At 61.3% G+C, this 26,529-nt stretch carries 28 protein-coding genes and 1 pseudogene; 14 read left to right on the top strand and 15 right to left on the bottom strand.

The window, feature by feature from the left end:
• Positions 1–72: 72 nt before the first annotated feature.
• From EHW12_RS32005 to EHW12_RS31985, 5 genes are all read left to right on the top strand, one after another.
• Positions 73–954, top strand: a complete 882-nt coding sequence (locus tag EHW12_RS32005; RefSeq protein ID WP_225320456.1) for a M23 family metallopeptidase — start codon at positions 73–75, stop codon at positions 952–954.
• 32 nt (positions 955–986) lie between these two features.
• Positions 987–1,346 (top strand): BlaI/MecI/CopY family transcriptional regulator, encoded by a 360-nt coding sequence (locus EHW12_RS32000; protein WP_011133443.1) that lies wholly within the window; start codon positions 987–989, stop codon positions 1,344–1,346.
• Complete coding sequence (locus EHW12_RS31995; RefSeq protein ID WP_011133444.1) at positions 1,347–2,297, top strand: M56 family metallopeptidase; 951 nt, start codon at positions 1,347–1,349, stop codon at positions 2,295–2,297.
• 117 nt (positions 2,298–2,414) lie between these two features.
• Entirely contained in the window at positions 2,415–4,172 is a 1,758-nt protein-coding gene (ctaD, locus tag EHW12_RS31990; RefSeq protein ID WP_011133445.1) for a cytochrome c oxidase subunit I, read from the top strand.
• A gap of 29 nt (positions 4,173–4,201) precedes the next feature.
• The gene (locus EHW12_RS31985; protein ID WP_011133446.1) at positions 4,202–4,741 is read left to right on the top strand and encodes a hypothetical protein; all 540 of its coding nucleotides are present in this window, start codon (positions 4,202–4,204) and stop codon (positions 4,739–4,741) included.
• A gap of 132 nt (positions 4,742–4,873) precedes the next feature.
• Here EHW12_RS31985 and EHW12_RS31980 read toward each other — a convergent pair whose 3' ends face one another.
• The 3 genes from EHW12_RS31980 to EHW12_RS31970 form a co-directional block, all read right to left on the bottom strand.
• Positions 4,874–5,065 carry an antitoxin gene (locus EHW12_RS31980; protein WP_030538021.1) on the bottom strand — a complete coding sequence of 64 codons (192 nt, stop codon included), beginning with the start codon at positions 5,063–5,065 and terminating at the stop codon, positions 4,874–4,876.
• Between the two features lie 143 nt (positions 5,066–5,208).
• The gene (locus tag EHW12_RS31975) at positions 5,209–5,871 is read right to left on the bottom strand and encodes a vitamin K epoxide reductase family protein (protein WP_030538022.1); all 663 of its coding nucleotides are present in this window, start codon (positions 5,869–5,871) and stop codon (positions 5,209–5,211) included.
• The gene (locus EHW12_RS31970; protein ID WP_030538023.1) at positions 5,868–6,524 is read right to left on the bottom strand and encodes a thioredoxin domain-containing protein; all 657 of its coding nucleotides are present in this window, start codon (positions 6,522–6,524) and stop codon (positions 5,868–5,870) included. The genes EHW12_RS31975 and EHW12_RS31970 overlap by 4 nt, the downstream gene beginning before the upstream one ends.
• Positions 6,525–6,707: 183 nt before the next feature.
• On the opposite strand from EHW12_RS31970, the gene EHW12_RS31965 reads away from it, so the two are divergent.
• Positions 6,708–7,250 (top strand): copper resistance CopC family protein, encoded by a 543-nt coding sequence (locus tag EHW12_RS31965; RefSeq protein ID WP_225320455.1) that lies wholly within the window; start codon positions 6,708–6,710, stop codon positions 7,248–7,250.
• A 42-nt stretch (positions 7,251–7,292) separates the two neighbouring features.
• Positions 7,293–8,228, top strand: a complete 936-nt coding sequence (locus EHW12_RS31960; protein ID WP_030538024.1) for a cytochrome c oxidase assembly protein — start codon at positions 7,293–7,295, stop codon at positions 8,226–8,228.
• Positions 8,229–8,286: 58 nt separating this feature from the next.
• Here the strand turns inward: EHW12_RS31960 and EHW12_RS31955 are convergent, their stop codons facing one another.
• From EHW12_RS31955 to EHW12_RS31925, 7 genes are read right to left on the bottom strand one after another with little or no spacing between them, the layout of a single operon-like run.
• The gene (locus tag EHW12_RS31955) at positions 8,287–8,991 is read right to left on the bottom strand and encodes a DUF305 domain-containing protein (protein WP_095996212.1); all 705 of its coding nucleotides are present in this window, start codon (positions 8,989–8,991) and stop codon (positions 8,287–8,289) included.
• A gap of 31 nt (positions 8,992–9,022) precedes the next feature.
• Positions 9,023–9,823, bottom strand: a complete 801-nt coding sequence (locus EHW12_RS31950; RefSeq protein ID WP_011133455.1) for a DUF3105 domain-containing protein — start codon at positions 9,821–9,823, stop codon at positions 9,023–9,025.
• A 46-nt stretch (positions 9,824–9,869) separates the two neighbouring features.
• A complete protein-coding gene (gene lnt, locus EHW12_RS31945; protein ID WP_011133456.1) occupies positions 9,870–11,483 on the bottom strand; it encodes an apolipoprotein N-acyltransferase in 1,614 nt (537 codons plus the stop codon).
• Positions 11,480–13,060, bottom strand: coding sequence for a cytochrome c biogenesis protein ResB (locus EHW12_RS31940; protein ID WP_125053621.1), 1,581 nt, complete (start codon positions 13,058–13,060; stop codon positions 11,480–11,482). The genes lnt and EHW12_RS31940 overlap by 4 nt, the downstream gene beginning before the upstream one ends.
• A gap of 47 nt (positions 13,061–13,107) precedes the next feature.
• Positions 13,108–13,914, bottom strand: coding sequence for a cytochrome c biogenesis CcdA family protein (locus tag EHW12_RS31935; RefSeq protein WP_064444863.1), 807 nt, complete (start codon positions 13,912–13,914; stop codon positions 13,108–13,110).
• The gene (locus EHW12_RS31930; protein ID WP_064444864.1) at positions 13,911–14,525 is read right to left on the bottom strand and encodes a TlpA disulfide reductase family protein; all 615 of its coding nucleotides are present in this window, start codon (positions 14,523–14,525) and stop codon (positions 13,911–13,913) included. Before EHW12_RS31930 ends, EHW12_RS31935 begins: the two co-directional genes overlap by 4 nt.
• A gap of 26 nt (positions 14,526–14,551) precedes the next feature.
• Entirely contained in the window at positions 14,552–15,193 is a 642-nt protein-coding gene (locus EHW12_RS31925; protein WP_064444865.1) for a TlpA disulfide reductase family protein, read from the bottom strand.
• 267 nt (positions 15,194–15,460) lie between these two features.
• Here EHW12_RS31925 and EHW12_RS31920 point away from each other — a divergent pair, with 267 nt between their 5' ends.
• Complete coding sequence (locus EHW12_RS31920) at positions 15,461–15,688, top strand: DUF4229 domain-containing protein (RefSeq protein ID WP_082920753.1); 228 nt, start codon at positions 15,461–15,463, stop codon at positions 15,686–15,688.
• Between the two features lie 136 nt (positions 15,689–15,824).
• On the opposite strand, the gene EHW12_RS31915 is transcribed toward EHW12_RS31920, so the two are convergent.
• The 3 genes and pseudogenes from EHW12_RS31915 to EHW12_RS31905 all read right to left on the bottom strand — a co-directional run.
• Positions 15,825–16,133: a hypothetical protein gene (locus EHW12_RS31915; protein WP_064444867.1), complete on the bottom strand. Its 309-nt coding sequence runs from the start codon at positions 16,131–16,133 to the stop codon at positions 15,825–15,827.
• Positions 16,130–16,534, bottom strand: a complete 405-nt coding sequence (locus EHW12_RS31910; protein WP_064444868.1) for a MerR family transcriptional regulator — start codon at positions 16,532–16,534, stop codon at positions 16,130–16,132. Before EHW12_RS31910 ends, EHW12_RS31915 begins: the two co-directional genes overlap by 4 nt.
• Before the next feature lie 55 nt (positions 16,535–16,589).
• A pseudogene (locus EHW12_RS31905) lies at positions 16,590–17,242 on the bottom strand (CBS domain-containing protein); the annotation flags it as partial.
• Between the two features lie 702 nt (positions 17,243–17,944).
• On the opposite strand from EHW12_RS31905, the gene ccsB reads away from it, so the two are divergent.
• The 4 genes from ccsB (at position 17,945) to EHW12_RS31885 (ending at position 22,277) form a co-directional block, all read left to right on the top strand.
• Positions 17,945–18,931 (top strand): c-type cytochrome biogenesis protein CcsB, encoded by a 987-nt coding sequence (gene ccsB, locus EHW12_RS31900; protein ID WP_064444871.1) that lies wholly within the window; start codon positions 17,945–17,947, stop codon positions 18,929–18,931.
• 515 nt (positions 18,932–19,446) lie between these two features.
• A complete protein-coding gene (locus tag EHW12_RS31895; protein ID WP_084326696.1) occupies positions 19,447–19,665 on the top strand; it encodes a hypothetical protein in 219 nt (72 codons plus the stop codon).
• A 1,497-nt stretch (positions 19,666–21,162) separates the two neighbouring features.
• On the top strand, positions 21,163–21,390 hold the full coding sequence (locus EHW12_RS35635) for an ANTAR domain-containing protein (RefSeq protein WP_231783883.1): 228 nt from the start codon (positions 21,163–21,165) through the stop codon (positions 21,388–21,390).
• Between the two features lie 233 nt (positions 21,391–21,623).
• Positions 21,624–22,277: a PhoU domain-containing protein gene (locus tag EHW12_RS31885; RefSeq protein WP_064444875.1), complete on the top strand. Its 654-nt coding sequence runs from the start codon at positions 21,624–21,626 to the stop codon at positions 22,275–22,277.
• 632 nt (positions 22,278–22,909) lie between these two features.
• Here the strand turns inward: EHW12_RS31885 and EHW12_RS31880 are convergent.
• Positions 22,910–24,910, bottom strand: coding sequence for a heavy metal translocating P-type ATPase (locus tag EHW12_RS31880; RefSeq protein ID WP_164490666.1), 2,001 nt, complete (start codon positions 24,908–24,910; stop codon positions 22,910–22,912).
• Between the two features lie 101 nt (positions 24,911–25,011).
• Between EHW12_RS31880 and EHW12_RS31875 the strand changes: the two genes are divergently transcribed.
• Positions 25,012–25,374: a metalloregulator ArsR/SmtB family transcription factor gene (locus EHW12_RS31875; protein WP_064444960.1), complete on the top strand. Its 363-nt coding sequence runs from the start codon at positions 25,012–25,014 to the stop codon at positions 25,372–25,374.
• 312 nt (positions 25,375–25,686) lie between these two features.
• Here EHW12_RS31875 and EHW12_RS31870 read toward each other — a convergent pair whose 3' ends face one another.
• On the bottom strand, positions 25,687–25,932 hold the full coding sequence (locus EHW12_RS31870; protein WP_125053196.1) for a hypothetical protein: 246 nt from the start codon (positions 25,930–25,932) through the stop codon (positions 25,687–25,689).
• Between the two features lie 219 nt (positions 25,933–26,151).
• On the opposite strand from EHW12_RS31870, the gene EHW12_RS31865 reads away from it, so the two are divergent.
• A complete protein-coding gene (locus tag EHW12_RS31865) occupies positions 26,152–26,475 on the top strand; it encodes a hypothetical protein (RefSeq protein WP_125053194.1) in 324 nt (107 codons plus the stop codon).
• The last annotated feature ends 54 nt before the right edge of the window (positions 26,476–26,529 follow it).

Raw genomic sequence — 26,529 nt, 5'->3', positions numbered from 1 at the left:
TATGCGAAATAGTAGTACGCTGACTGGGACCGTCACCATTCTGTGACCTTCCGCGACGCAAGGAATGCGATCTTGGCCCGACACCGCAAGCCCGACACCGACGATCTCGACTGCACGCTTCGGGAAAGTTACCTTTTCGGCACTCTCCACAGTGGTCACAACCTGGAGGGCGACTCGATCCGGATCTCCACCACGTCAGCAGTCGACGTTGAATCCGGCGTTGGAAGCGTTCACTCGCGACGAGGCGGCGCTCATCGCCGACAGTCCCGCAGTCGTCCTGGTGGGCGGGCCTTGGTTCTCTCTGTTGCCACCGGCGCTTTGCTCGCCGCCGGAACATCCGCTTCACATGCCTCGGCAGGGAGCGTCAGTGCTCCTGTCGAGCTCGACCAGCAACCGCTGGCACCTCTCGTCGAGCAGGCACTGGCTTCGGCTCCGGAAATTCTTCAGGTCCCCAAAGTGGCCGACCTGGGGAAGTTGGCCGAACAGCTGGCTCGAGGCACCGAACGCGACGCCGAGCGCGCTTCGAGAGAGGAGGCTGCGCGCCAGCCGCTGACGATGGCTCCAGTGAGCGGAACATTGACCTCGAACTACGGACCGCGGTGGGGGTCGACTCACTACGGGTTGGACATTGCCAATGAGATTGGTACGCCTATCGTGTCCGTGACCGACGGTACGGTACTCGAGTCCGGACCTGCGTCGGGTTTCGGACTGTGGGTCCGTATCCTGCAGGATGACGGGACAATCGGGGTCTTCGGACACATCAACGAGACTCTGGTAACCGCGGGTCAAAAGGTGCGTGCCGGAGAATTGATTGCGACGGTAGGAAACAGAGGACAATCAACAGGGCCACATCTGCATTACGAGGTGTGGCAGGCAGACGGCCAGAAGGTCGATCCCATGGCATGGTTGGACGCGCGCGGGGTACAGATCCAGCCTCCGGCCATCAGTGACTGACGCAATCGACGATTTTCGAAGGGGGAAGGAAGATGAAGAGGCTCGGCGGGCTCGAATCCGAAGTGATGGATCTCCTGTGGGATGCAGACGAGCCGCAGTCTGTGCGGGATCTGGTCGACCGCTTCGAGGGCGGCGCCCCGAAGGCATACACCACGATCTTGACCGTCGTGACGCACCTTCACGAAAAAGGTTGGGTGCAGAGGGAAAAACGAAGCCGCGCGTACATCTATTCGCCATCGCGTAGCCGCGATGAAGCTGCCTCGCTGGCCATGCGCGAATTACTCGACAACAGCAATGACTCTGTTTCAGCGCTTCTGCACTTCGCGCAAAACGTCTCCGATGACGAATACGAGGCACTGCGGCGAGCACTGGATCACGGCAAGGTTCGGTAGATGACTCTCGCTGCAGTCCTCTTTCTCGGGGCGGTGCTCATCGGAGCGTTCATGCCCAAGGTTTTGCGGCGTTTCGAATCGACCACTCTGGCTCCTGCAGCGATTCTCGCGGCATGGATCGGCAGCATCGCAGGTCTGGGGTTCTTTGCCGTATCGGCAGTAGCGATCCTTCTGTGGCCGAGCCATGCGCCGGCCGAAGGACTCTCCGAGGCCCTTGTGCGATGCTTCACTGCCTTCCAACACGCGATGGCCCCCTGGATCGGGGAAGCGCTCGCTGTCGGCGGAGTTGCGGTTACCGCGCTCATCGCCGCTCGCAGCTTGTTCTTGGCTCATCGGCAACATAAGGGCCGAGCGAAGGTCCGCGACTACCACCGTGATGTCGTATCGATCATCGCCCGCGCAGATCCGGCATCGGATGATGTTCTCTGGCTTGATCATCCGATGCCGATGGCCTACAGTGTCGCGGGACGGCCAGGGTTCGTCGTAGCGACCAAAGGTCTTTCCGATTGCTTGACCGCATCCGAGCGTGAAGCGGTGATCGCACACGAGCGGGCACACTTGCGAGGTCACCATCACCGAATCATCAGTGTGTGCGAAGTCTTCGCGAAGGCGCTGCCGTTGATCCCGCTGTTCAAAGCGGCTCCTGTTGCGGTGCGGCGGCTGGTCGAGCTAGCTGCCGACGATCGGGCCGCACAGGCCACCAGCCCCGATGCCGTCAGGTCGGCGTTGCGCGTGGTGGCGACGTCGCCGCTACCTCAGCCGGTGTGGACCCTCGGACTCGGTGACGACGAGATCTCGGTGCGCTTGGTCAGGCTGCAAGCGGATTCCCGGATTCGCGGCACCAAACTGGTCTGTATCTCTGCAGCGGTGCTCCCGATGATCGTTCCCGTCATCGCCGCGTTGACCACCATGGTCGTTTTTTCGGCGTCCGCTCATGCCCTCGTGACCTGACGGCAGTCGGAAAGGGTGGCCGAGGCGCCACCCCAACCCAAAAACTATGCAACGTAGTATTTGGGTTATGCTTCTGGCGCACACTCTATTTGCGTCTCGACAGGAAGCGGGCTGACTATGACCGCAATTGCATCACCCCCTATCCCCGCCCGGCCGTACCCCGCGCGTAGAGCGCCGAAGGGATCGGTGCTGCGGAACCTTGTGACGACGACCGATCACAAGACACTCGGCCTGATGTATTTGGTGACTTCGTTCGCGTTCTTCCTCATCGGCGGACTCATGGCGTTGATCATGCGTAGTGAACTGGCGATTCCGGGCATGCAATTCCTGTCGAACGAGCAGTACAACCAACTCTTCACCATGCACGGCACGATCATGCTCCTGCTGTACGCGACGCCGGTGGTGTTCGGATTCGCCAATTTCGTTCTCCCCCTACAGATCGGTGCGCCGGACGTCGCCTTCCCGCGACTGAACGCTTTCAGCTACTGGCTCTACCTTTTCGGCGCCCTCATCGCTACAGGCGGGTTCGTCACCCCCGGCGGTGCCGCAGATTTCGGCTGGACGGCCTACACACCTCTGAGTTCGGCGGTCAGCTCACCCGGAGTCGGTGCGGATCTCTGGATTGTAGGACTTCTCGTCTCCGGTCTCGGCACGATTCTCGGCGCGGTCAACATGATCACCACCATTGTCTGCTTACGCGCTCCCGGCATGACGATGTTCCGCATGCCGATCTTCACGTGGAACATCTTCATCACCTCCGTCTTGATTCTGTTGGCCTTCCCGCTGTTGACCGCCGCACTCTTCGCACTGCTTTACGACCGTCGCCTCGGAGGCAACATATTCGACCCCGCGAATGGCGGAGTCCTGCTGTGGCAGCACCTGTTCTGGTTCTTCGGCCACCCCGAGGTGTACATCATCGCGCTGCCGTTCTTCGGCATCGTCTCGGAAATCTTCCCGGTCTTCAGCCGCAAACCGATCTTCGGCTACAGCGGCCTGGTGTACGCAACGCTGGGTATCGCGGCGCTGTCGATCGCAGTGTGGGCTCACCACATGTACGCAACCGGCGCTGTTCTCCTGCCGTACTTCTCGTTCATGACGTTCCTGATCGCCGTGCCGACAGGTGTGAAGATCTTCAACTGGATCGGCACGATGTGGAAGGGACACTTGACGTTCGAGTCACCGATGCTGTTCTCTCTCGGATTCTTGATCACCTTCCTCTTCGGTGGTCTGTCCGGTGTACTTTTGGCCAGCCCTCCGTTGGATTTTCAGGTCACGGATACTTACTTCGTGGTCGCCCACTTCCACTACGTGGTCTTCGGTACGGTCGTGTTCGCCACGTACGCCGGTATCTACTTCTGGTTCCCGAAGATGACCGGTCGCATGATGGACGAGCGCCTCGGCAAGTGGCACTTCTGGACCACGTTCGTCGGCTTTCACATGACGTTCCTCGTCCAGCACTGGCTCGGTGCCGAAGGTATGCCGCGTCGTTACGCCGATTACCTGCCCGCGGACGGGTTCACCACACTCAATACAGTCTCGACCATCGGGTCCTTCATTCTCGGAGCATCCACCCTCCCGTTCATCTGGAACGTCTTCAAAAGCTACCGATTCGGCGAAGTTGTCACTGTCGACGATCCGTGGGGATACGGAAACTCGCTGGAATGGGCAACGACCTGCCCACCGCCGCGCCACAACTTCACCGAGTTGCCGCGCATCCGCAGCGAACGCCCTGCTTTCGAATTGCATTACCCGCACATGGTTGCTCGGATGCGGGCAGAAGCGCACGTCGGGGCCGGTCATCGGCCGGAGACGAGTTCATCGGAATCGGAGCAGGTACTTACCGCTTCCACGTCCGATGGTGACGAGAAGAAGTAGTTCGGCGACGAAGACCGATGGGAAAGTCAATGTCAACACGAACAATGCCGGTGGTCATCGTCCCGGCAACCGATGCTGCTGCTGCCGCACTCGCGGACTGGTTGATTCGAGACGTACTGCCGGCCGCTCTCGACGGCGGTGTGGCGAACCATGCTGGTGCCCGGTTGCGAGCGTTGCCGCCGGTATCTCGTCGCCACATCCGGCACCCTCGCAAACTTCGGGTTCACACCCGTCGAGTCAGCGAAGCAATCGCGGCAATCGAGAATCATCTCCAGGCCGTAGCGGGTTCGGTTGACGCAGAGCGGATCTTCACGCGTTCCGCCACTGTCCTTCCAGACCCCGTGCTGAATGCCTCAGCCAGTATCAGTGGCGCGGTGATGGATATCGGGAGTTCCGCGGCGGCGTTGGCGAATCGTGCCCTCCTTCTCGTTCCGGCGACAATCGAGTCGTCGGAAGCGGCGCTCTCGACCCGATCGAGGGTGACCGAATCCTATTACGCTCTCCTTGCGCGGCTGTGGCACAAAGATTTTGACGCGAGTATCGTCATTCCTCCGCAGATCGAACCCTGAGCGCTCCTCGCTTCGGTGTGCTGTCACGAGGGGGGCACACCGAAGTGAGATTGTTCGCGATCTCGACGCCGATTCTCAGTCGTACGGCGCGGCGACCAACGAGCAATCAGTGCGGCACGGCAAAGAGAGCAGCTACTTCTTCGGAGGAATTGCTCTCTTTGCTGCAAGCGCAGCCTTCTGAATCTGGCTGGTCAGTTTTCCGCCCGTCCTGGCTTCGGCAGAAGCGGCAGTTTTGTCGATTGCATTTTCGATCTTGTCTGCGTTCTTCGAGGCAGCCTCCTTGCCTTTGTCGACTAACGCTTTCGCTGCACCCATGAGTTTCATGGTCGTCTCCTTGGTCTGGCCTCAATCGCCGATGGTCGAGAAGATTGCGGATCTAAAAACTAAGATCCATAGTAGTTGCGTTAAGGGGTGACTGCTCGCGCAACTACCGAGGTCGACGGCGTCGGCGGATTCTCGTGAGACTCTCAGACCAGCGTCGACCAGTAGGTCCAGAATGCGTTGAGAATCATGCTCGCGACGGACAAGACCCAAATAGTAGGCACGAGCGTGTGATTCTTGGTGCCGACGGTCACGATTCTCGTCACGGTTCGAGAGGAGGCTGAGCGGCTACGGGTGCACAGGTGCAAAGTGGCGTACCACAGGGCTGTCATTGTCACCACCCACACGAGCATGCAGTACGGACACAGTGCCTGGATTCTGTACAGGCTTTGGAATATCAGCCAGTGAACCAGCACCGCGCCGGCGAACAATCCGATGACGATACAGCGCCAATACCATTGAGGCAGTGCGTTTGTTGCGACGAGGGTCACGATTCCCGTGGTCAGCAAGACGGTGAACCCGACTATGCCGAGGATCGAGTTCGGGAAACCGAAGATCGACGCCTGGGGAGAACTCATCACCGATCCACAGCTGAGGACGGGGTTGATGCTGCAGGACGGGCGGTATGAGGGATCCACGAGAAGCTGAATCTTCTCAATGGTCAGAATCAGAGACGCCGCCAACCCGAGAGCGCCAGTAGTAACGAGAATCCATCCGGTCACAGAGGCAGAGCACACTTTCGGATGCGCGCCGACAGATGAAGACGCTCCGGCATCAATCTGGGTGCCGTGTGAACCCGTCGATGTCATTGGGACAGTGCTGCGTCGATGCGAGCGGTGAGATCGTCGTACGTCGGCATCGACGGCAACTGGACGCCGTTGAGGAACAGTGTGGGCGTGCCCTGCACTCCCAGGTCGATTCCTTCGTTGAAATCCTGTTCGACACGTTCGGCGACCGCCGGGTCGTTCACATCCGCGTCGAAGGCTGCCATGTCGAGTCCCAGATCCTGTGCGAATGAACGAAATACTGCTTCTTGGGACTCGGACGACTCGCCCCACTGGGTCTGCGTGTCATACATCCGCTGGTACATCTCGACGAACTTCCCTTGCCGGGACGACGCTTCGACCACTCGCGCCGCGAGTCCACTGTTCGTGTGACTGGGAATGGGAAAGTACCGTACACCGAACGTGATGCGGTCAGCGTACTCAGCACGTATCCGCTCCATCGTCGGATACATGGCCAGGCATGCCTCGCACTCGAAGTCGAGGAATTCGACCAGAACGACGTCGTTGTCCGGCGCAGTGGACAGCAGGTGTGTGTCGTCGCGAAGAACCGACGCGCCCGAAGCCCCGGCGTTGGTGGTCTCCGTCGCGCTGCGGTTGCCGAGCAACAGTGCGCCGAGGACGACAGCGAAGACAGCTACCAGGGCTATCGAGAATTTCGCGTTGGTGGTCAACTTCATGGATCCGCCTACCTGATCGGAGTTCGTCGATGCGTGCAACCTCCCGGCCACCACACAGCCCTGAATACTATGCAACATAGTAGTCGGAGGTATTGTCTCAGCGAAGTGCGGTGTGCATCGATCGCCGGACTCCGCACCTCGATGGTGTGAGCCGAGTAGGAGGAACAGATTTTGAGGCGTGCAATGGTTGTGCTGCTGGTGGCTGCGGGGTGTGCGCTCATAAGCGCAGGCACCGCGCAAGCACACAGTGCACTGGTCGGATCGACTCCATCCGCCGACGCAGTTCTCGACACTGCGCCGAGTTCGGTGGAATTGGTTTTCAATCAGGAGATTCAGACGAGTTTCGCGAACGTGACCGTCAGTGCGGCCGACGGGACGCAGGTCGGAGCCGGGGAGCCGTCGGTGCAGGGAGAGCGCGTTTCTCTCGTGACGACCGGTCAGATGTCGTCTGGCACTTACACCGTTGGTTACCGGGTGATCTCTGAGGACGGACACCCGATCACGGGGTCGTACTCCTTCACCTTGAACGCGGCGACGAACAATGCGGCGCCGCTTCCCGGAGGTGCAACACCTCCGGCAACTGTTGCGCCGTCGGCGGCGACCGCCGATGCCGACTCCGACGACGGATCCCCACTGTTGTTGCCGATTCTCGGTGGCGCAGTGGCAATCCTGTTCGTGATCGGGATGGTCATCGTTCTCCGCGGAGACAAGCGCTCGAAGCGCTGAGATTTTACAACACAGTACGAGCGGGGAGGGACAACGTAGGTGATGGACTGGATACGTTTACCCGAGGCCGTGCCTTCGTTCGGAGCAATGGTGGGGTGGGCGCCGCAGCCGCTCCCGGTCCTACCACTGATCGGAGTCCTACTGGCAGCGTGGTACTGCTGGGGTGTCTACCGGGTGACGGCTTCCGGTCGGGTGTGGCCGTGGACGAGGACGGCGAGCTTCCTCTTCGGCTGTATATTGCTGATCCTGGTCACGGGGCTCGCCGTCGAGGGCTACGGGTACGAACTCTTCAGTATCTGGATGTTCCAGCATTTGACCTTGTCGATGGCGATTCCACCACTGCTGGTTCTCGGCAGTCCAGGTCTGCTTCTGCTGCGCTCCACGCCTCATGCAGGTTGGGGAATTCCGATCCTCAAGCTTGCATTGACGGCACTCAGAAGCCGGACGGCGAAGATTCTGCTACACCCCGGCGTCACGATTCCGCTGTTCCTGTTCAGCTACTACGGCATTTACCTCTCTCCGGTGTTCGACCTGGTGGCGTCGTCCTGGGTCGGTCACACGGGCCTGGAGGTCTTCTTCCTGGCCACTGGAGTGTTGTTCATCGTTCCGGTGCTCTCATCGGGGCCGTTGCCCGTCAAGCAAAGCAACCTGGGGCGATGTTTCGACCTGTTCGTCGAAATGCCTCTCCATGTTTTCATCGGCGTGATCCTGATGATGGCAACCTCGCCGCTTCTGAGTACCTTCACCAATCCGCCGGCGTCCTGGAACGTCGATCTGATGGCCGATCAACAAATGGCGGGGGCTTTGGCATGGTCGTACGGAGAACCGGTCGCGTTGATCATCATGGTGGTTTTCGCGATGAGGTGGAATCGCGACGAGACCCACACCAACGCCGCCGTCGACAAAAAGGCCGCCAGGGACGGTGACGTCGATCTCGAGGCATACAACGAGTTCCTCAAAACCCTCCCACGTCGATGAATTTCGCAGAATTCGGTAACCCCCGGTTCAGCAGATGCGACGGCGGGTGAGAAGAGTGTCAGTTCATCGGAATCGGTTGGGCGCCTCGCATTGCGAGCAGTTCTCGCAATGCGGTCGATTCGGCTTGCTGTGTGGCGGCGATCTGTCGCGCAAGATTTGTCACGACGGGGAGATCGGCATTGTCGGCGGCGTATTGGGCCATCGGAATTCCCCCTTGATGGTGGCGCAACAGCAATTGCAGATAGCGAATTTCGAATGCCGGCCCTGTCAGCGCGCGTAGTTCCGCGAGTTCGGCAGGAGAAGCCATGCCGGGCATCACAGCTGACGAATTTGTGCCGGAATCATTTTGTCCGGTGCTCATGCCGGGCATCGAGTGATTCATCGCCGAGGTAGTCGAGGGCATCCACTCCATGTATTCGCCCGTGCCCCGGGCTGGTCGATCCCAGAGGGACAACCACCCCTGCATCATTCCTATCTGACTTTGCTGAGTAGTGACGACGTCGTAGGCGAGCGTACGGATGGCAGGGTCGGCTGTGTTCATCAGTGCGAGGGATGACATCTCGACCGCTTGCCCGTGGTGAACGGACATGTCCTGCGCGAAGCCGACCTCTACTGCGCCGACGGCTGGGGCGCTCTGCGAGGTGTTTTCGATTCGTCCCTTTGCCCACAGTCCGATGACGATTCCGACCAACAGGGCGATGACAACACCGAGAACCAACGCTGTGGGCCTCGTGTCACGGCGATTGCCCGATGAATCGGACATCGACTCGGTCTCAATGGGTACCGGAGCGTGTTCAACCATTGCGGCGTTCTCCCGTGATCGCGGGCGTCGGTGTGGCCGTTGCCCCGGGGAGACCAGTTGCTGACTGCTCCGATGCTGCGGGAATCGCATCAGGGCCTGGCGGAGATGCGTCGAAGGGGGAAGGAGCCTTCGGGTCGAATCCGCCGGGGACGGTTGCACAGCTGGCCCCGACCTCCGGATGGGTGTTCGGGTTCTGTTTGAGGGAGGTGACGAACTTTGCGATACGGGGGTCGTCGACGCTGTCGACTTTGAGTTGGTGCCCCCACGATTGAATCGAAACAGGTGAATCGATGCCGGGGAACGGTGACATCAGAGAATACGGTTCACCATCTACTTGGGAGGCAAGGGCATCGACGTCGGACGAGTTCAAGGAGTCAGGATCGTAGGACACCCAAACCGCGCCGTGCTCGAGTGAATGCACCGCATTCTCTGTGCGAATCGGCTCCGGGTAGACGATGCCTGTGCACGTTGCCCAGTACTGATCATGCGCTCCGCCCAAAGGCGGAGTTTGATCGTATGCCACACGCTGAGGCGCTTGGATATGATTGGCGGCAGCATATTCGATTTCGGTCACCCCCTCGATCGACTTCGACGGGTCCGGGTTGTCCGCGCTCGGAGCGTATTTTTGCGCTTCGGTTCTCTCGATGGCCTTGGGCACCATGTTGTAGGCGATGACCGAGACCAGGCCGGCGATAATCAGGACTGCGATCGATATCGACCACGGAAAACTTCGGCCACCGGGCACCCCACCGCCGCGGGGGCGGGGTGTGTTCTTCTTGCGGTTCTTCGACATTGGTGGACTCGTTCCCTTGCGCGCTGGCACCGACACTGAATTACTATCAATCATAGTAATTCATGGTTTCGTTCTTCTGCCGAGACAGAAGCGGTACGCGCCCCCGAAGAGATGCGGCAGCGAGAGAAAGGACGATCACCGCCAGGGCGATCTCGGGAACCGCGCCCAGACGTGTTGCCGGTGTGAGATCGGAACGCAGGGCGATCTCGTCGGTCAATGCCTGTGCTGTGAAGATCTCACTCTGTTGGCGTACCTCTCCCGTCGGCGTGATGATCGCACTGACACCGCTGGTCGCGGCGATCAACACAGTGCGACCGTGCTCGACTGCCCGCACCCGCGACATGGCCAACTGCTGAAAGGTCATCTCCGTCCGGCCGAAGGTCGCATTGTTGGTGGGAACCGCGATGACGGTGGCTCCCGCCTGGACCGACTCGGTCACCAGATCGTCGAAGGCCACCTCGTAACACGTGGCAACAGCTACCTGAACTCCGTTGAGGTCGACGACACCGTTCCCGTTCCCGGCAACGAAATTGCCCGCAGAATCGGCGTACGACGACACTGCACGAACGATCGATCGGAGCGGCAGATACTCCCCGAACGGCACGAGTTGTCGTTTGATGTGTTGCTGGCCAGGGCCATCCGTGGGATCCCACACCATGACACTGTTGATCGAGGTGCCCGCCTCACCTACGAGAACCGTACCGACCAGGATCGGTGCCCCGATCGAACGGGCTGCTCGGTCCAGTCGCTCTGCCGCATCCCGATTCACCAAAGGATCTATATCCGAAGCATTTTCGGGCCAGATAACAAGCCGTGGCCGGGCTACGCGACCCGCCGCGACATCGGCAGCGAGCTGCTCGGTGCGAGCAACATGATTGTCGAGCACCGCTCGGCGTTGGGCGTTGAAATCGAGGCCGAGTCGCGGCACGTTGCCCTGAACGACGGTCGCTGTGACGACCTCGTCAGGGGCGGCACCGGGAGAACTTGTCACCAATGCACTCACAAAGATGAGGACGACGGCAATGCCACCCTTCGCCAATGCTTGCCATCGAACACGGGAGGGTCCGGCCAGTGACCAGGCGATGAGTGTTCCGGTCAGTGCAGTCACGAAGGAAAGACCTGGCGCCCCTGCGATCGAAGCCAACGGCAGCAGCGGACTGTCCGCCTGCCCGAAGGCCAAACGCCCCCACGGGAAACCGCCGAACGGAATTCGGCTACGAAGTGCTTCGGCGGTGACCCATGCACCCGCAATCCACACCGGGGAAAGCGGAGCGCGGCCGACGGCCACCGCCAGTACGCCGAACACGCCGAACGCGAGCGCTTCAATCGCCGCCAACGCCAACCAAGGCGTTGCACCTACGTACGCTCCGACCCACGGCAGCAAGGGAACGAAGAACCCCAGTCCCGCGGCATAGCCGAATCCGAAACCCGCACGGAGACTACGACCCCGGAGAACGACCGTCAGTAGGGCGATGGCGACAGGGGCGAGAAACCACAGCGTGCGCGGCGGAAAGCTGAGAAACAGCAGCCATCCAGCGCCCACCGAAAACGCGAGACCCAGGACAATCCCACCGCTGCGCCGCGTGGGCCGGTCATCTTTGGGGCCTGTATCAGTGTCGCAGTCGGTAGCGATTGCACGTTTGGCCGAAGGAACCTTCACATGCCCGCTCTTATCGAGGGAGAGCTTCGCTGATCCGTCAACAATTTCTCACAGAGATCGTCGAATTCGCCGCCCCACCCGGCATGATCGGTCCTCGCCAGTCCACCGAGTTCGAGATCAACCTGCTCCGGTCCCGCCCCCGGGCGTAGACGGATCCACACTCGCCGCCTCCTGATCACGAGCGAGATCAATAGTCCGAGCATCATCGTGATCGCAAAGACAAGAACCCACTGTTGCGCAGGGTCGTACGACACCTGCAGATTGGCGAATTCCTTGGCCCCGTCGAACCGAACCTGTGTTCCATCGGTGAGAGTCCGCGTCTCTCCCGGGCGAAGGTTCACACGATCTTGTTTGACCAGCCTTCCTTGGTTGATCATTTCCTTGTTCAACGAGAAGATCGATTGCGGGATGCCGGTATCCAGACCCGTATCGCCCTTGTAGATGTCGATCGCGACCGCAGGGTCACGCGCATCGGGAAACGACGAAGTCAGGAGCGTCCCGCTGAAGGCCGCGGTCGGTGCGAAGAGTCCCTCGATGGCGATCTGATTCTTCCGGCGCTCGTTCGGATCGGGGAACGAACCGCCGGGTGGATCGAACCGCAACGCCCCACTGCTCAGGAACGTCACCGCGTCGTCCGGTTGAAACTGCATTGTCTCGGTACGGGATTGTCCATCGGGGAATGTGACCGTGAACTGCGGCGCGTACCCGTGGCCGGTCAGATAGACGCGGGCGCCATCGGTACGCAGCGGTTCGTTGACCCGAAGGCGATAGTCCTTCCACGTATTCGTCGCGATGTCCTGCCCACTCTGATACGAAATGTTGGAGGTGAACATTTCCGCCTGACCGGTATCGAGATAGTCCGCGGAAAAATCGTTCACCTTGATGCAGAACGGTGCGAGACCCGTTCCATCAGTTGCACTTCCAGCGCGAAACGAGTCGTACACAGCGGGTGACGTGTTGCAGAAACCGGGGCCGCCGTCGGCAATGACGATCACCGAACCCTCATACCCGACCAACTTGCCGATGGCGACGGTGACGAGCAATCCGATCAGCGAGAAGTGGAACACCAGATTCCCTGCTTCTCGCAGATACCCCTTCTCCGCGGAAACCGCTACCTCGGAATCTTTTTCGGACCTGACCGCTACCCGCCAGCCCTTGAGCGACTGCCGCACTCTGGTGAGGGCCTCGTCATGCGAGATATCTACTACGCCGCGAAAATGGTGAGGCAACCTGGACAGATTTCGAGGCGCTCGCACAGGTTGGCTCCGAAGCGCGCCGAGATGCGCCTGCAAGCGTGGAACCAGACAGCCGATGAGAGAGAGAAACAGCAGGACATAGATCGCAGTGAACCAGAAGCTGGAAAAGACGTCGAACAACTCCAGCTTGTCGAACAACGGGCCAAGGGTTGGTTGGGCCGCGATGTACTGGGACACCTTTTGTACGTTGAGATTTCGCTGAGGCAACATAGCGCCGGGAAGTGCTGCGAGCGCCAAGAGGAACAGGAGCACGAGCGCGGTACTCATCGATGTCAACCTGCGCCAATTCTGGCGCAGTAGCCGAATGCTTTCTCGGATCATCAGTCTCGGGAGGCGACGGATGCGAGCTCCCGCGGTGGCGCTATCTGTCATATCGGCAACACGACCGAACTGACGAATTCGTTGCGCAACCAGCCGATGAACATGCCCCACGCGCCGGTGACCAGTGCCAGGCCGACAGCGACGAGCATTATTCCGCCGACGATCTGAATCGTCCGTGAATGGCGTTTGAGCCATCCGACGCCGCGGAGCGCCTTCGCCGACCCGAACGCCAGCACGATAAACGGAAGTCCCAATCCCAGACAGTAGGCGACGATCAGTATCACCCCTCGCGCTGCTGTCGTGCCTTGAGTTCCGGCCGCAACCGAAATAACCCCAGCGAGGGTGGGGCCGAGACACGGTGTCCAACCCAACGCGAACACGCCCCCCAACAAGGGAGCGCCGGCAAGGGATGAGATGCGCCGCGGGGCGAACCGTGCGTCTTTCTGCAGGGCAGGAATGAAGCCGATGAACGTCAACCCCATCACGATGGTGATCACACCACCCACGCGTTGGAGCAGCGCTTCGTTGATACGAAGGGTGCCGATCACCCCGAATACCGAGGCAGTGGCGAGGACGAACACTGCGGTGAATCCCGCAACGAACATCGCTGCGGCCCCGGTCACCCGCCATCTTCCGACGGGTTTCGAGGTCGCATTGGCAGGGGCAACCGCAGGGGAGTCCGCTCCGGAAATGCCGGCCAGATATGACAGGTATCCGGGAACCAGTGGCACCACACATGGTGAGGCGAAAGACACCAGACCAGCGAGAACACACGCCGCTACGGCCAGCAGCAACGGGCCGCTCGCGGCGGCTGTCTGGAAGCTGGACCCGATGCCTTGGGCGAGTTCGTTCACCGTTCGGCCGCCACACGCTCGATGACAGGTTGTAGATCCTCGGTGAGAAGTGCGCGAAGGAACACGGCGGCGACGCGATGCTGTCGATCCAACACCAATGTGGAGGGAATCACGCTGGTCGGGTAGTTTCCGCCGAGCGCTGTCAAGGTCCTCATCGACGGGTCGTAGATCGAGGGGTAGCTCACGCTGTTGTCGACGACGAAGTCCTGAGCTTTGTCACGTTGAGGATCCCGAACATTGATCCCGAGAAACTGAACACCGAGGTCTTTGGTTGCCTCGTATGCGCGCTCGAGATCGTCGGCTTCGGACCGGCACGGGGCGCACCATTGCCCCCACAGATTGATCACGACGACCTGACCTGCGTAATCGGTCAGTGAAATGTCGTTACCTTCGGCCATGAGGTCAGGCCCGGCCAATACGCCGATCATGTTTCGCGACTCGGGTGGGTCGTACAAGATATCGGTTTGCCCTCCCGGTGAGACGAAATCAAAGTTGGCACCCGAAGCGACTGCGTCGGTGCCGGTTGCACACCCACTCGCGGCGACGACGATCGCGGTGAGAATAACGACGAGTGAGAGGGGATGGGCATGCGCTCGCGGGGTGCGGTGCATCCGTTGTCGCGCGGGTGTGGGGACGGTCATTTCATCAACTCACTTACAGCGAAGCGTATTTGGTCCGTGTTTTCGAAAACCATGGGGGCTGTGACCTGGTCGACGGACCCGTCACGTTGGACGAGGAAGCTCAGCGGCAGAACTGGCGGCGCCGACAGTGCAATTCCGACGTCGTCGATGGCGGCGAACGAGGGATAGCGCACGCCGGCGTCCGTGAGAAGTGCTAGTGCTGCTGACATGTCGTCCTGGACATTGACGCCGACCACACGGATCGCGCCGGGGCTGCCTGCGTAATCGTTCAGGACTGGGATTTCCGATCGACACGGCCCACACCACGATGCCCAGAGATTGATCAAGGTGGGTTCCCCGGACAGCGCTGCGCCGAGGTCGACTTCAGTGCTCTCGCCAAGACACGTCGCTTTGATTCCCAGGAGTTTTCCGTTCACGGGCGGTGCCGCCGGGGCCACTGGACAGGAAACGTCCGCTGCCGCGGACGACGATGAAAGCCCCGAGTTGGGAGCTTCTTCTTCCCCTTGTGATGCGGCCGGGGGCACTTGCGGCCGGGTCGAGGTGTGGGCCTCGGTTGACGTGGATCGAGGCCAGATTGCCACGACAAGGAGGGCGATCACGGCCAAGAAGAACATGAGCCATCGCGACCGTGCCTGCATGCACTTCCTCCAAGTATGGTGCGGCGAATTGGGGAACAACACTGAACTACTATTGTGCATAGTAGCTATATTGGTTCTTCCACCGGCCCTCGCTCAGCAGCGGCAGAGGGCCCGAGTCCAACTATTGAATCGAGCACTGTGAAACGTCAATCCGCCCCGGAGGGGCGACCCAGCTCGTCGGCTCGCCCCGAAATTCCAGCACTGGATTCACATCAAGCGTCGCCGACACGATTGACACGAATTGCACGGTCGAAGCTTGTGCGATTGATGGTGTATTACACCGCAGCTCGACTCGCCCTGATCGCTGGGCTCGCAGTGATCGTCATGGGAATCAACGCCGTATTCGACCTCGAAATCCCCGGCGCTTTGTCACTGTTCGGGGCCTTGCTGCTCGGATTCGCCATCTCTGCGATCGCATTCCGATCGTTGCGACGCCGGATCAACGACGAGGTGATGGTCGTAGATGAGAAGCGTCGCGCGTCGCGCACCGCGTGAAGAGTTTCCCACTGTCACGCCGGCATAGATGAAGACTTCCTTCATCCCCCGGTGTGACGCGGGAAGGGGCTAGGTCACGGCGATCGCTGCTGCCGAAGCCGAATTCGGAGCAGCAGTCAACGACTGTCCACGTTGGTCAATCCATTCCGAATGCTCTCCTCAGCGCCGACACAGTAGGAGCGCCGTCGACAGCGCCCGCGGCGTCGCGGTAGAGCCTGCAGGACACGCTCGGCACCTGATCCGGTTCGGCAAAGGGATCGTGGCCGTCGACGAGCAACGTCGGAGACCCGGCCATACCCGTGAGTGCTGCTGATTGGGAATCCTCGATGACCAGGCGGCGCAGTTCCCATTCGATCGGCATGCCTGAAAGAGCGTGCTCGATTCGTTGTTCGAGGATCGGCACGTTAGGGCAGTCCGGGACTTGCAGAATTTCGAGATTCATCATGGTCGTCCTGTGTCGGTGTGCAGTGTCTGGAGCATGGGGCAGTGCCGGTCCGCTCGCGGTCGCGCGCAGGTGGACGCGAACTCGGTCAGCGAGGCCCGCATGCGTTGCAGATCTCGGATCTTTTCGTCGAACTCGGTGATCTTCGTCTGCGCCAGTCGCCGAGCTGTGTCGCAATCGTCCGGTCCGCCGCCGGCGAGATGGAGAAGTTCGTTGATTTCGTCGAGGCTGAAGCCGTGTTCCTGGGCGCGTTTGACGAACCGGACAATTTCGACAGTTTCGTCCGGATATGAGCGGTATCCCGAGGCGGATCGTGGAGGCTGCTGCAGGAGTCCGCGCCGTTCGTAGTACCGCAACGTCTGTACGTTCACCCCGGCGCGGGTGGCCAGTTCACTGCTACGCATGTTGCCATTGTGAACCTTGTACCCGGCTACGGAGTCAAGTCGTTCTACCCGGCGGCAGGACATCGTCGACGGTGACCACGCCGACGACGTGGTCGGCATCGTCGACGACCGGGATCGTCGCGAGATTATAGTCGACCATCAGCACCGCCACCTCGGTTAGGTCCGCCACGGGGGTCACGCGCACAGGGTCGGTGTCCATGATGTCGACGATCGGGGTCACCGACTCCGATTGCAGCAGTCGGATAACCGACGCCACCCCGATCAGCCGGCCGGCGTTGGTGAGCACGTGCACCTTCAGCGGAGCCTCGGGCTGCATGGACCGTGCTGCTGAGGTTGCCGACAGGGCCTGCGCCGCAGTGGCGGTGGCGGCGCAGGAGATGACGTCGACGCTCATCAGGCCGCCGGCGCTGGACGAATTGAACCCCATTAGTGTGATCACCTTCGTGCGTTGGCCGGCCGGCATCAGATCGAGCACTCGTCGACGGCGGGACTGTCGTAACTCTGCGACTGCGACGGCGGCGTCGTCTGCGCGCATGAGACCAAGCACACCGGCCACCTCGACGTCGCTCATGTCGTCGAGCAGCTTGTTGGCCTTGCGCCCGGGTCGAGCTCTTCGAAAACGTCCGCCTCAAGCTCGGGGTCGGTGTGGACGCGGTCAAGGATTTCCCCACCCTCGCGCTTGTCTGCGCCCTCTTTCCGCTCCGATATTGTTACATGCGCACCTATGCATGTAAGGTCCAGTTTGGGAGCCATTTGGGGCGACTCTCAAGCTCGGCGACTTCTGGCGTAGCGGTTCGGGTTGTGAGGTCGTCGGAGCAGAGGCTCAATGCGGATGCACGGTCGACCCCGCCTTTGGTGAGCGTATCCATACATTCGCCCATCTATCGCGCACGTGGTCCAGTGCACCTAGAAGCGTTGCCGTGAGCGCGAAGTCGCGTCCCCGGAGGGTCGGTCAGCAGATCAATGCGTCAACGTGTTCGCTCGGTGGCATGGCAATGTTCGTTGCGTCAGCGAGCCCTTGCGCTCTGAGGGGTTTGGCGTATCACTCAGCGCCGCGGAACGCGGTATCGATCCCGGCATCCGACGGCAGCCTCATTTCCGGGCGACTCCCCGTTGAGCCACACAACATTGACTACTATCGGGCATAGTAGTAAATGTGTGCCCTCGCCGACCTCTACGGGCATGCTGATCTGAACGAACGACTGATCGAAACCGCAGTGCGCCGAGGTCAGGGCAATGACGCGTACGGCGGGTCCGGCGCATCCCAGACGGAATTGTAGGTTGTGCGATTCTGCCAAGTCTGCGGCACGGATTAATGGACCACGAATGACGTACGAGTAGTAGAAACTCGCTGGACGGGTGCGGCCGCATCTGATCTGAGAACCCGGATGGCTCAGGAGAGGACCCACCGTGCCCATCAACCAAACCATTGCCAGGCTGAGTGACCTGTCGTTCCAGTCGGCCTTCGCCGTGTATCTGTTAGCACTCGTGTTGCTGATCTGGCACTACGCCGCGACACGCACCGACCACGTTCACCGGTTCGAGTTGGGGAGCAGGAAGCTTGTAGCGGCAGGGGGAGTCTCGGCGCCGTCGCCGGAAGTGCCCCGACGGATCGTTTCGGCTCCGCCGAAGCCAGTGCCCGAGCGTCTCGGCAACATGGGTGCCGCGGTTCTCGTCGTGGGCTTGGGCCTGCACCTTGTGTCGATCGTGTTGCGTGGCTTCGCAACCGGACGTTTCCCGTTGGGCAACATGTACGAGTTTGTCACCATGGCCACCGTGGCCGCAACGGCGACTGGCATCGTGTTTCTGCGTGGGCAGACATACCGCGCGATGTGGGTTTTTCTTCTGGCGCCGGTCCTAATCCTGATGTTCGTTGCGGCAACCCTGCTCTACGCCGACGCAGCGCCTGTCGTTCCGGCTCTGCAGTCCTACTGGCTTCCGATCCATGTCACAATCGTCAGCATCGGCAGCGGCGTCTTCCTGGTTTCCGGCGTGGCCAGCCTCGCGTTCCTACTACGGATCCGACAGCCCGCCGGCGCGGAGCGCCGCGGGCCTGTAGGTGCGATGGCTCGTCGTTTGCCTGACGCCCAGACACTCGACCGGTTGGCCTACAGAACCGTCATCGTCGGCTTCCCCCTCTTTGGTGTCGGCGTCATCCTCGGCGCGATCTGGGCGGAGGCAGCCTGGGGTCGGTTCTGGGGGTGGGATCCCAAAGAGACGATGTCGTTTATCGCCTGGGTGATTTACGCCGCCTACCTCCACGCCCGAGCGACCGCAGGTTGGCGCGAGACCAAAGCCGCTTGGATAAACATCGCAGGATTCGTCGCGATGCTGTTCAATCTGTTCATCATCAACATGGTCGTGTCCGGATTGCACTCCTACGCCGGTCTGAGCTGAGCGATTCGTGATCGAATTGAAGTCGGCGGGCACGTCCACGGTGGCGTTCGAAGCGAAGACAACGTATGAGTGCCCAAAGAATGATCTTCGTAGGCTACGCCGTGGGCGCGACTGGTGCGTTCGAGGCGGCGGGGGATTCCTTCGTGTCTTGCCTTCCTGCTGCTTGTTTGAATGCAGTCACGGGTTTGGTTATAGGTTATTCGGGTGAGGGCGTGACGGAAGGCGGGGTTCGAGTGCCGGTGAAGGGTGGTCTTACTGCTGGAAGCCGGTGGGATTCGCCGACTCGGCGGATTTGTCAGAACTGCCCCTGATGCCCTGGGTGCTGGTGAGCCGTACGGAACCTGGGGTGTCATGACCGAAGCCGATCGAAAGCTGGGATCATCCTTTGACCTCGTCGGAGACAGGTGTGTAATTGTCCCGTGGGCCAACCGCAAATCCACGTTGCGAAGTCCGCTCGGCCGGGGAATGGTCTTCGAGATTCTCTTGCGGCGCCGCTGTATCAAGGAGGCGATTCGATGACGAATGACGAGGCGCCTCTGTCGGTTTACCGAATGACGGGCGATGACCTGGTCGAGGAGTACCAATACTTGTACGACAGGTTTGATCGCCACACCCCGAATCAAAAGGCGCGGTTCTACTATGTGAACGGGGAAATGAAAGCTCGTGGGCTCGAACATGGCATGCCAACTCCCGCTGCGCGCGATCACGACGATGCCTGGGATGGAGAGATCTGAGATTCGCGTGTTACGCAAATAACTGCACTGCATGGCTTCCCAGGTCGATTTTACGGTGTCGAATCGGTGCGCAATACACACTCATCAAGGACCTGGGATCAACGAGCACTGAGGCGGTTGCTGAAACCACTCACGCCCGCGGACTCAGGCGTTTGACGGATCACGGTGATGCTCCCTCTTCGGGTGTGGTGTCATCCGGTTCTCCTGACTGTATTGCGTAGAGGTTCGGCTTGCACTGGACTGCTTTTCGGCGGCTAGCGCACAGATAATCGAAGTTACAGATTGGAAAACTTGCGCTGCAGGCGTAGCACCGACCGTCTTGACTTTTCGACACGGCGAAAAATGCTGTGGCGGAATGGAGTTCGCTTTTCGGACTGATCTCGCGAGGTCCTCCGTGCCGTTCGTGGTTCTCTGGCCGAGATCGACGAGTGAGAGCGAGCTTTCGGTGCAACTGCGAGATTGGGCCGTGCATCATTGCAGGACTATATGTGCTCTACCCAACCGATGGGGCTCTGACGCTGGGAGGGCAGTCTCGACGACCATACAAGGCAGAGGACCGACGAGACCGGTAGATGCCGGCGCCCGCTCCCGGACGTGTACGACTAGGCCGTACGTGTCGCGGGCGGTCGAGGTGAGGTGAGGTGAGGTTTGTCCTGGGTATGTGCTGAGCACACGTCGACACCATCAATCCACGTCTGCCACCATGGGGTCGCGTAGGCGAGTGTGTGTTCTAGGCGTTGCCCCCGGCCAGGCGTTGCGGCAAGATCGCCGAAGGTTCCTAGGCGCTGTCCGGGGTGAAATTCTTCTGTACCCATGTTTTCGGCGGCCGAGCGAGGGTATGTGTTTTCGCCAGTTGGGGGACACAGTTCCACCGTGGTTCACCAGGTCAGGGTGAGACGTCCGACCTGATGGGCCGTGAGGCCCGGTGTCAGGGTAGACGGGCGCGCAGTCAGAGGCGGCCCACCGAATTTTCGGCCTGCGCGACCTCGCGTTCGGTGGGCCGAGTGCAACGCCACGTCGGGATTGTGCTGCATTGATCGACTGTAGCGAAAGCATTGTCTGCGTTCGACTCCTGACGTTTCCGCTCGGGCAGATCCGGCCCTGTGAAGATGCAGTCCGCGAAGGTGGGTGTGGTGGCGTAGCGGAGAGTATTGAGGAGGGGTGATGTCGGAGGTGCTGGGCGTATTCGGGTGATGCGCCGGGTCCGCTTTCTTGCTGTTGAAGTTCGGTGTTGATGCGGCGGGCTTCCGCGAGTTGGTCTTCGAGGAAGATAATGCCTCACGCCTCGTAGAGGGCGGTGCCGGCGGCGACCAGTTTGGGCCGTTCAGTAGTCGACATCGCATCATCGACACGAATGGTGTGACGAGATCGGTGATCGTGGTGGGCGACAGCATCCTCGGCGACAACGACGAAGTAATCGGTAGTGCCGGTCTTTTACATAGACGTCACCGAAACGCTCGACCGCATGGGTCAGGGAGTCGGTCGGCGAGTTGGTCGATGAAGATCAGTAGCTCCCGTGGAGCGATCGAGCAGGCCAAAGTGATGCTGATGATCGTGTACGGAATTTCCGCGGAGCGGGCCTTCGACATTCTCATCTGGTGCTTGGAGCAGAAGAACGTCAAACTCCGCCAGGTTTCCGAGCAGTTGAGCGCCCGTGTTCGCGCAGACTTGGCTCTACTCGGTGGGTTGCGTTCGCAATTCGATCAGCTGCTGCTCGGTTCGTGACCGACGACAGACTGAATCGCGTTGTGGTCAGCACCTGCGGCTGACTGCTTAACCACAGGCACCTCGCCGACAGCACCCATTACGGCTGTCGGCTTCAATCCATTTCTACCCGTCACCGGCGGGCGCAGAAGCGGTATTGCCCGGACGGAGGCCGAGAAGAGGCGCAATGGACCCGATGCCCCGGATCGAACTGAAGACGAAACAACCGCTGGGTACACATCTAGGGTGATGAGATGCGCACACATTTCGCCGACAGCCTCGACGACCTCTCGTGTGGCCTGGCGTCGATGTGCGGGCTCACCGTGACGGCGATGTCGGAGGCAACGTCAGCCCTGCTCGATGCTGACCTTCGCACCGCCGAGCGAGTGCTTGACGCGAACACCGACCTCGACGGGGCCGCCTCCGATTGGGAACACAAGGCGTTCTCACTTCTCGCCTTGCAGGCCCCTGTGGCGCATGACCTGCGATTTACCGTAGGCGGGTTGCACATCGCCGCGAGCCTGCACCGTATGGGCGCACTGGCCGTCCACATCGCCAAGATCGCGCGCCTGCGCCACCCGGCACCGGCCGTACCGCTCGAAGCGCGGGCAGTCGTCGCGGACATGGGACGGACAGCAGTGGCCCGGGCGACCGAAACGCAGTTGATACTGCGGCACGTCGATTCTGCTCGCGCGCAAGAGCTTGTCGCTGCCGATACGGTCATGGACGAGCTGCGCCGGCGCCTGTTCACCGTGACCCAGGCCCAGCAATGGGTGCACGGAGTGCAAGCTGCTGTCGACGTCACCTTGCTCGGACGGTTCTGCGATCACACTGTGGAAATCGGACGGCGCATCATCTTCCTCGAAACCGGTCGACTCCCCGCTCGACCGGACGCCCTGCTTCCGTAGGTTGGAAGCTGACGGGATGTCAGGAGGAGATGATGCATGCCGGTCCCGATGTGGAAGCCGGCTGTCTGGTCAGTCGGAAGACGTGGACAGTGTGATGGGATCCGATTTGGTGTTGCGTTGGGAGTTCGATTCTCGCGCCCGACCTTGGCTGCACGACGTCGCCTCTCCCGAGGAAGGATCTTGACCCCACGTCCGTGGTCCCGCTCGTGGTTGCGAGATGAGATGCAGCACGAGTGTATCGGCGGTGAGCATGGTCGATGCCATGCCGGGCTACTGTGCTGCGTTCTCTGAATTGAGTCGACTGATCTCCGCACGCATCCGTCGCATCGGTCGGTCAACTCGGCTCTTTCTCTCGTTGCCCGCGGTCATCAGTCCAATTATGGCGGCCATTCCTGCTGGAATTCCGAGAACTACGACGAGGAACGGCGCCAAGCTCATGGAGTTCTCCTATGCTCGGATCGAGTGGTCTGGGACAGTGTCGATCAACAATCTACTATCGTCAATAGTAGATTGCTCATGGCGGTGGTCCATTGACGGCGTCCCGCGGCAAAACTCGCGGGTTCCCTTCGCCACTACGTAGCGCGCAGGCAATCGAAGGCGGACGACCTTTGCTTGGGAGATGTACCTCTTCTCTAGATGGATCGAGCCCGGCGCCACCCGAGGTTGCCTGTCTCGTAGCGCCACGCGCGTTGGGAAAGGAGTCGCATTCCGTTGAGTCCGACGATGACGGTGGAGTCTTCGTGTCCCGCGACGCCGAGGGGTAACGGTAAGTGCCCGAACAGGTCCCACAGGACGAGGGTGGTGATGAAGGTGGCGGCGATCGCGAGGTTGGCGATCACGATGCGCCGGGCACGGCGTGAGAGGGCGATCACGCGCGCGATGGTGGCGAGTTCGTCGCGGACGATGACGGCGTCGGCGGTGTCGAGTGCGAGGTCGGATCCGGCGCGGCCCATGGCGACGCCGGTGTGCGCTGCGGCGAGTGCGGGGGCGTCGTTGACGCCGTCGCCGACCAGTAGAACTTTCGCACCGCTGCGTTCGAGGTCGGCGACGGCGGTGACCTTGTCTTCAGGGAGAAGTCCGGCTCGCACGTCTGTGATCCCGACCTGTGCGGCGAGCGCAGCGGCGGCGCGGGGATTGTCGCCGGTCAGGAGCACCGGTATGTGTCCGGTGAGGGCGGTCAGTTCGTCGCCGCCGCCGCGGGTACCGTCGCGGAGTTGATCGGCCAGGCCGAGTACTCCGATCGGTGCGGCGTCGACGATCACCACGATCGCGGTCTTTCCGCCGGCTTCCATCTCGGCGGCCGTAGACATCGCTTGGGCTGTGCCACGGTCCGCGACCGCGCCCGATGCGGCCGGGAGCAGGTGGGCGGGGCTGCCGACCTGCTCCCGGCGACCGTTCAGGCGTGCTCGCACTCCGCGCCCGGGGGCGGAGTCGAACTCTTCGACCGGGGGTACCTGCAGCCCGCGTTGGCGGGCAGCGGCGACGATCGCGGCAGTGAGCGGGTGCTCGCTCGGATGCTCGGCAGCGGCGGCGAACGTGAGCAGCTCGTCGGGGGTGAGGTTCGCCCCGCTCATCGGCCGGACATCGGTCAGTGCCGGGGACCCGTTGGTGAGGGTTCCGGTCTTGTCGAACGCGACGGTGGTGACCGAACCGAGCTGCTCCGTCACGACGGCGGATTTGACCAACACACCGTTGCGGCCGGCGTTGGCCATCGCCGCCAGCAGCGGCGGCATTGTCGCCCGCATGACTGCGCACGGGGAGGCGACGATCATGAACGTCATTGCCCGCAGCAGCGACGGTTGCAGGGCGCTCCCGAGCGCGACCGGGATGAAGAACACTGCGAGGGTCGCGGACACGACTCCGACCGAGTAGTACTGCTCGACCTTCTCGATGAACAGCTGAGACTTCGCTTTGGTGGCGGACGCTTCTTCGACCATCGCCACGATCCGCGTGACGACGGTTTCCGATGCCGCGTGATCGATCCGGATTCGCAGAGTGCCGGTCCCGTTGAGAGTCCCGGCGAACACCTCGTCATCGCGATGTTTTGCCACTGGTAGGGGTTCTCCGGTGATCGAGGCCTGATCGACATCGCTGCTTCCGGAGATGATCCGGCCGTCGCCGCCGATCCGCTCGCCCGGTCGGACGACGATCACATCACCTGCCGTCAATGACGCTGCATCCACCATGGTTTCGTGCCCGTCAGGGCCGATGACGGTGGCACGTTCGGGAGCAAGGTCGAGCAGGCTGCGCACCGAGTCGGCGGTGCGCTGGGTCAGGAATGCTTCCAGTGCGCCGGAGGTGGCGAAGATGACGATCAGCAGGCCGCCGTCGAGGACCTGGCCGATCGCGGCGACGATCATGAGCAGGTCGACGTCGAGGGTTTTCTCTCGAAGCGCCTGCAAGCCCGCCAGTGCGGGTTCCCACCCGCCGGTGACGTAGCAGCCCAGATACAGCGTCCACCACAGCCAGGTCGGGGCACCGCCGAACTGAGCGGTAAGCCCGAGGACGAACAGCCCGGTCGCGGTGGCTGCCCGCCGCACTTCCGGGAGTGCGAACGGCCGGGTGCGGACGGCGGTTGCGGGCCGGGGCGCCGCGGACTCGGTGTGGGGATCGCTGCGCACGGGGGTGGTCATGGCATGGCATGGCTTCCGGCTGGTGGCGGGGGGAACGAATGCCACGATACAGGAGTACATGAAGACCTCTTCATGTAATCATGGTGGGTAAGATGCTTCACATGGGTCACGGAGTCGAAGGCACGTCCACACCGCCCGCGCAGCTCGATGCGGAGTCGGCCGCGACGGTCGCTGCCACGTTGCAGGCGTTGGCGACGCCGAGTCGACTGCGGATGTTGACTCGGCTGCGGCACGGGGCGTGTTCTGTGGGTGACCTGGTGGAGGCGGTGGGGATGGAGCAGTCCGCTGTCTCGCATCAACTGCGGCTGCTGCGTGTGATGGGGTTGGTGACGGGGACGCGGCGGGGCCGCAACGTCGTGTACAGCCTGTACGACAATCACGTGGCGATGCTTCTCGACGAAGCGGTATATCACATCGAACATCTCGGGCTCGGAATCGCCGACGACCCGATCCCTGCCCTGTAAAGAGCTCACCCCATATGTGGCCAATCGACGCCGGCGTCCCTCGGCGGCGCGTCCGACGACCAGGTGATCAGTGCGTGCGGCGACACACTCGCTGAAGCTCATGCTGCAGTGGTGTTACCAACCCCGATCTACTCGCTGGGGCGAGGTGAATGTGTTGATCAATCGGCAATCCCTGATCGGGCTACCCTTCATTTCGACCCCCGACATCTCCTCCCCTGGTCGGTGGAACAACGAAAGCGATCCAACCCGATGGATATTCGCAGTCTGCCTCGGTACATGACGGTGGCGGCTGTGGTCGCCGCCGCCGTGACATCACTCACGGCCTGCGCGAACAGCGGTACCGATAGTGCGGAGCCTTCCCTTCAGCCATCGTCGAGCAAGGCCGGCGAACCCTCGGCAGTGATAAATGGGCTCGAGTCCAGCACCTCCGATATGGCGCTGATTACTGATGATTCGGTGATTCCCGCCGGTCAAGCCACCACGTGGAGATTCCGAATCGACGATTCCGGGGGTGGCGCGGTAACCGAGTACGAGGCAGAGCACGGCCAGCTCATGCATCTGTATTTCATTCGGGACGACTCGACGAGATTCGCGCATCTGCATCCGATCATGGCTGGCGACGGCACGTGGAGCGCACCGATCTCAGGCCTTGTGCCCGGGAGATACCGCGTATACGCCCAGTTTAGGGCTCTTAGCGGGAAAACCTCTGAAACGCAGGTGCTTTCGCAGCTGGTCACAGTTCCTGGGGAGGGGACTCCGGAAAGGCTTCCTCACGCTATGCCGTCGACCTCGGTCGACGGTTACACGCTCACGGTTGCGGGGAAACTCACACCCGGCCAGGCGGGCGAGCTCACGGTGGACATTGCCAGAGACGGTGAGCCGGTATTCGACTTGCAGCGCTACGAGGACGCCTATGTCCATGTCACTGCAATCCACGCACAGACTCTGGCCTTTGCTGATTTGACGCCACTGGGCAGCGATCAGCAGGGTCCGGAATTCGATGTGCCTGCGAAACTCTCGAAGTCCGGCGACTGGCGACTGTTCATCGAGTTCCAGGCGCAGGGCCAGCTGCACACCGCGGCGATCACCGTAGCTCTGTAACGATCCTTCAGCAGGCGCAAGGACAATCGGGAGGTGCCGCCGGCACCTCGTGCG

This window comes from Rhodococcus sp. NJ-530 (genome assembly GCF_003860625.1).
Classification (GTDB): Bacteria; Actinomycetota; Actinomycetes; order Mycobacteriales; family Mycobacteriaceae; genus Rhodococcus_F; species Rhodococcus_F qingshengii.
This window is presented reverse-complemented; position numbering and strand designations above follow the sequence as displayed.